This window comes from Ruficoccus amylovorans (assembly GCF_014230085.1).
GTDB lineage: Bacteria > Verrucomicrobiota > Verrucomicrobiia > Opitutales > Cerasicoccaceae > Ruficoccus > Ruficoccus amylovorans.
In genome coordinates, this window is sequence record NZ_JACHVB010000057.1 from 1 (window position 1) to 6,296 (window position 6,296).

2 protein-coding genes are annotated in these 6,296 nt (G+C 55.2%); both read right to left on the reverse strand.

What is annotated here, in order from left to right; all coding sequences use genetic code 11:
- A partial coding sequence (locus H5P28_RS16645) for an RHS repeat domain-containing protein (protein WP_185676827.1) occupies positions 1 to 4,814 on the reverse strand: 4,814 nt, incomplete at its 3' end.
- Positions 4,815 to 5,450: 636 nt separating this feature from the next.
- A partial coding sequence (locus tag H5P28_RS16650; RefSeq protein WP_185676828.1) for an Ig-like domain-containing protein occupies positions 5,451 to 6,296 on the reverse strand: 846 nt, incomplete at its 5' end.

Below are 6,296 nucleotides of genomic sequence, written 5' to 3' on the forward strand. Positions count from 1 at the left end.
GCTGCCACAGAAGTTGGCTCCATCGCAATAAGGCGATTTTCACCATCCCAAGTATACACCCAACGAGAGTCGTTGGACAAGTTCCCGTCGTCATCGTATATAAAGTTTTCCGGGTTGGGAGGTAGGTAGGCGCTGGCTTCAGCCTCGGCGACAGCATCGGCACCACCACTCCCCTGCCCTGAGTAGGTTCCCTGGATCGCGATACTCTCCTGCCGGGCAGCATTTGGACTTGTTTCCCCGGAGTAATCCAAGAGTGCCTGGAAGTACTCTCCTGTACGGGTGGCCGTCTCCGCATTAACCGTCACTTCCGCCGCCGGGTGAGCAGACCCCAGCACTCCAAGGACGCGAGGCACGCTGCGACTGCCGTACTGGTTAAGCGGATTGGCACCGTTTGTCCCGGTGGCATCGGCTCCGGCATAATACACCTGACGACGGGTTGTATTCCCATCCCGCCCGGCCTGAGTACGGTTACCGATATCGTCAAACCCGTAATTGAACACGTAGCCGGGAATTGGTTGCGCACCAGGCAGGTACTTCGCAGCGCTGGTGACTTGCCCCAACGCATCGTAACCGTAAAGCCAGTACTCTCCGCTGCCCAGAGTGGCCGCAGTCCGCTGGTTCGCCGCATTGTATGCGTAGGTCATACCCAGTTGCTGATGAGGAATACCATAACTCAGGCTCCTTAGACGACCAAGATTATCATACTGACGGTGAACGGCAAGCACTTCCGCAGCCCCACGGGACTGCACCACATTTTCCACCAGAGCGCTACCGGGGCGATAACCGTATGCCGCCGTGTGCACCTGACCGCCCTGACTGAAGCCAATCGTCTCCAGACGCCCTGTGACACCGTCGAAGCCGTACTGCACTGCGTGCAGCGGACTGGTGCCATCGGAAAGGCTGACCGTGTTCGGGCGAGTGGCCGCATCAAATGTCCTCTCAACCGCAAAACCATCCCAGGGCTCCCCGTCCGCTTCATAGGTCTCCGAGACAATCCGACCATCCCCATAAACAAGCGTTCGCGTGCCAGTCCTATCGGTTATGGCTCCGATTCGCCCGCTGCGGTCATACTGCGTATAGCTGATGGCTGGAGTCTTACCATCACTGTAGGATATGCCCGTCTGATAGCCGTAGTCCGGGTCGTAGGAATAAGCCGTAACAATCCCACGACCACCGGTCCGAGTCTTCAGTCGGCCGGCATCGTCGTATGTATAGCTCAGGTCAGGAGTGCCGGGATTCCCCACCTCGTAGGCGTAGTATTTCTCCTGCAAAAGCCCGCGAGCATTATAAACCCAATGGGTAACAACCGGAACCCCCGAAGGGTAATCCTGCCAAGTCTTCATCGTGGCCATGCGACCCGCGTAGTCATAAGCATACTCTACCGGGTAGGTTCTCGACCCGCTGCGACGCTTGAGTTGTCCATCCGGATAGTATTCCTCGGTCTGTATTCTTCCGTCCGGCAAGGTGATTGTCCTCGTCATGCTCCCATCCGGGGCATCGCTATAGGCATAGGAAGTCGTCTGTGCCTGGTCACCGGGGAGACTGGATCCCTCAACCGCCACAGGCGTCGTCACACTCTCGAGACGACCATTAGCCAGATAACTGTAGGTCGTGACACCGAAGGCATCGCTCACGGTATGCGGAGCACCCAAGTCGCTGTAAGTGTACTGAGTCTGATCAAGCATGGCGCCCTGAGCGTCATAGCTTGCACTGGAGACCACTTGGCCATCCGCGTAAACGGTAATTGTTTTCGAGACAAAGCCCCCAACGGCGTCGGCAATGCTCGTCGTGACCGTACGGGTGGCCGGAGCATAGCCACCCGATCCGCCCACCGGCACGGCAGGGGTCAATGCCGTAACCGTTGTCGCCGTCAGTCCGTACTGAGTTGTGACAGTGGTAAGATCGTCGAGGCTGACCTCGGTGACTTGCGCCCCTGAAACATCATCCCCACTCACAGAAGTCGTCTTGCGAACCCGCACTCCGCTATCCCACGAAGCAGGCCCGTAGCTGATGGTTGTCGTCTGCACCGGCCCCTCAACATCATCCCCCACATAGGTTTTCCACAACTGCCCCTCATCATCGTACACGTAAAAGGTTGTGACGCCGGTTGGATCTTCCATTGAGACTAGTTGCCCCAAGGCATTGTAACTGTAGCTGGTCTGCGCCTCGCCCGCCCCCCCGGGAGCGAGAGCCGGTTGCAGAACCGTTCGCGTACGCCCCAACATGTCCGTCACGGTTGTGCTATACTCGCCCGAGGCACTCAGGTCCGGCTTCAGAAAAGTCTCAGTCGTAGCCTCTTCCCCCGGCACGGCTGAAGAATAACTGTACCGGCGAGCCATTGTAGAAGGGCCGCTGACCTGATAGAGCGAGCCATCCTGATAGCTGAGAGTCGTGGTTGCCCAGACTGGGGCCTGCCCTGGCAGATAAGGGAAGGACACGCGTTCACGAACAAAGGTTTCACCAGCAGCAGTAACGGTATCCTTGATGCGGTCCGTGATTCGCCCCATCACATCCATACTGGACACAAGCTCACCAGCCTTGTTGTAGGTCGAGGTAGTTTCTGTCGAAGCACTACCCTTACTGAATGTAGTCCGCACTGCGCGACCAGCAGCGTCCAGATCGTAACTTGTCAGGCCATCCCCTTTGAGGGCCTCCACTACGCGCCCCGCATCGTCATAGGTGTATTGGGTGTATTCTCCATCTCGACTCAACTCCCAAGCCAGCCCACAGCAGGCATAGGCCATATCACGAGTCGTACCATCCAAATAGATAATAGAAGTCGGACGGCCCGTCTCAGAATCGTGTCCGTTGACCACTTCAAGATCTACGGTAAAGGGCTCGCCACTCTCATCAAACCGGAAGCTCTCACGGGATTGCAGATTGCCCACTCCGTCCACAACCGTAACCTCACGCAAAAAGGGCTCAAACTCCAGCAGAGGGGTGTAAACATAGGTGCCTTCCTCCCTGGTTGTCACGAGCCAGTCCATCGTTTCACTACTGGAAGTATCGTAGGAGTAGGAATACCGGGTCATCGTACCATCGGGGCGCTCGATGCTGAAGGGCTGCCCCTTGAGATCAAACTCATCAATCGTACGTTCAACGGTGACCAGATTGGAGGCGGCTCCCAAGGCCGCGCCGGGAACTGTACAATCGACGTAGGTTACGATTTTGACCTCGGTATCAATTCCCTGAATACGCTCAATCTCACGCTCCTCGTACCTAATCTGGTAGCCCCTACTAACCTCATTCCCTTGCACATAGGTCACTGTCCGGCGTAATTCCCCCAAGGACGCATTCCAACCGGCATCAGCATCCTCATTAAACGTGTGCGAAACCACCCGATTACTACTCTCGTCCACAGAGGAAGGCAGGGTGTCACCGCCAGGAGCAGAAGTGTTTTTAAACTGAGAGACTGTCTTAATTTGACGCCCGTCAGCATCATAGATCCAGTAATCCCAGTTGCCAAAGGGCCCCACCCTCAGTTTCAGCCGCCCATAGCCGGGCGCACCACTGTCCTCATCGTGATAATAGTAGCGAGTTACCCGGTTCACCCCCTCGGGGTCCTGCGCCTCCGAGATCAGTTCCTCTCCCCAAGGGAACATCTCGTAAGTTTTCAATACATCCGATGCAACCTCACCACTTCCATTTTTCAACTTGCGACGTTCCGTCCGGGTCGTCCCCACAGGGGCATTCTCGTCAAATGCCCCGCTCCGGGTCAGCTCGGTCAAGATCAAGTTGCCCCCCTCCGCATAGCTCCAAGTGTTGCCCGTTTGCGTCCAATGGTAAACATTCACACTCGCACCGGAACGGATTTCCTCCACCTTGAGCTGGTCCGGTTCGGAAGCAGACGGAGTCGGATTGCTGACCACATAGGTCACAAATGGATTAGCTCCACTGACAAGCGGATAGAGTCCAGTAACACTATCCGGCGCTGCCTCAAAACTTCCCGGACGATAAAAGCGAACCTCGAACGCCCCCGGCTTGTAGATCGCAGTCCAATCGTTTTCATCAAAATCAAAAACGCCGCCGGAAATGGTGACCGTGACCGGCCCCGTCGCTTCCCAGATCACATTCCGATACCAGACCTGATCCCCAGCCTCATAAGTGCCCTCGTCAAGATCAGGAGCTTTCCGCGCCCAATAGGATGGTTCCTCAAGCGGGTTATTTCCGGCATTAGCCCCCAGCAGAGAAACATATACATAATCCTGATAAAGCACCTCGTCTCCAGCCGCATAGGTCGCGGTAGGATCATAAGCATCAGCAAGACCGCTTGCAGTACGGACGATGTCCACCTGCGCCTGCGGAGCCACGATCTGCCGCAGGCTGCCGTCAACCGGGTGCTCAACCATGTTCACTCCGCTGCGCCAGCCATACCCCAGGATCGCGGGCGCATAGGCCTCTTGACTGATCGCATCCACATAAAATCCCAGCGAGCCCGCCCCCTGGGTCGGGCTCAATTCTCCGAGCCCGAAGTTAAAGTAGGCACTCCCCTCGCCGCCGCTTCCGCCACCGGCGGGCATCGACGAGCAATTACGCTTAGCCTCCATGTAGAGGAACTCCGTGTAATATCCCTTCACAGCAACCACATCCCCTGAAAGCGTATAGACCCCCTCGCTGTCCGGTTCGAGGGTCAACTTACTTCCCTTGACCTCAGAGCCAGCACTACGTTCCTCATCCATCCCCCAGCGCCAGAACACGGGCGTAAACTCCCAGTCGCCACACGTGCGAGGAGTCCACCGGTAGCCTACGTAAAAAGACCTGTGCCCGGACATCGAGATTGTTATCAGGTGGCCTCCGATTTCCCCTTCAGGCATATCAGATATATATGCAATCTTGTCAGATTGAGAGTCCGGTGCATATCCTAATAGAGCACTTGTTATGGACATTGGACTCTGGAGATTATACCGATCAGCCCAATCTTCACGCTCGGTAGGCTCACGCATATGGCTGCCAGATACACGCGCAGATGCATCTGAAGTGATAATGTACGAGTTCAGATTGACTCCCTCACTTCCGTAGTTTCCAGATTCGTCGTACAAGACATCTTCATAACGCCCCCCCACCCGGAAGTAGTCAAAATATATACTTCTAATGTGTCCTTGGAGGCCACCATCACCGACATATCTGGAGTTCATATAAGATTCGATTCCCCAGCTAATAGAACCATTAGGCTTATAGGTATATGAGTACGAACTGCTATATTTAGATTTATACAAAACCCCACTCCTACTTGGCAGGTCTTTCAAGCCACAAAAGCCAGAGATGGAACCGCTCCCTGTCTGAGAATAAAAATAAGATCCTGGAATATATATCTTTTCGATATCCGGACCATTAATTCCACACTGACCAGAGACACGTATCGCCGACAAAGCAATCAACCATGAATACAGACACAGGATTTTAAAATAAACGCTCATGGAACAACAATAAATCAGATTAATCAAAAGGGCTCACAGACTCACACTGAAGTACTCCAGACCGACCACAGGGTGGTCTTTTATACCAGCCGACAAGCCCGAGGCGAACTCATCCAAAGCAGTCATACCGTCTCCGTCGTCATCATCACCAGGACCCGTGACACCGTTTGCCATTGCCCAGACATCTCCAAGGCCGTCACCATTCACGTCCTCTTGTATGACAACGATCCATACAGGAGACAGCACACTTCCTCCCCCAAGCGACGAGGCCTTTGCCTGCAAGGCATAGCTACCGATGCCGGACGGACTCCACCCAGACTCATACGGAGGGGAGGAGTCTTCCGGTCCCAACAAAACTCCATTAGTATAAAACTTCACACCACTGACTGTATCTCCCGGAAAACTTGCCACAGCTTTCAAACCAATCGCTTGCCCAACAACAGCGTACCTGATCGTAGGCTCGACAAGATAAACAAAGGCTCGCTCATACTCTCCGGGCACCTCAGGAGGAGTAACTTCTACCCCCCACTCTTCCAGGGAAAAGGAGAAGACATATTTGAGTTGTCCGAGGTTGGCGGGGGCGTAGTTGGCGGAGAGAGGGGTGGCCGGGTCCCAAGGGTACTCTCCGGAAGAAAGAGATGTTCCGTCCGAAAGCACGATGATAAAACCATCGGCAGCGTGCATGACGTCATAAAAGGGTTTTGCGAGCGCCTTGAGTTGGCCCAGGTTCAAGGGGGCGTAGTTGATACCGGGGTTTGTCGAGAAGTTGGCCACCATCGAGGCGACCTCGCTCCCGGCACTCCCCGTTTCCTGCGATTCCATCTCCAGATAGGCTGCCTTGGCCAGATGCTTGGCTTGCCCGAGGTTGGCGGGGGCGTA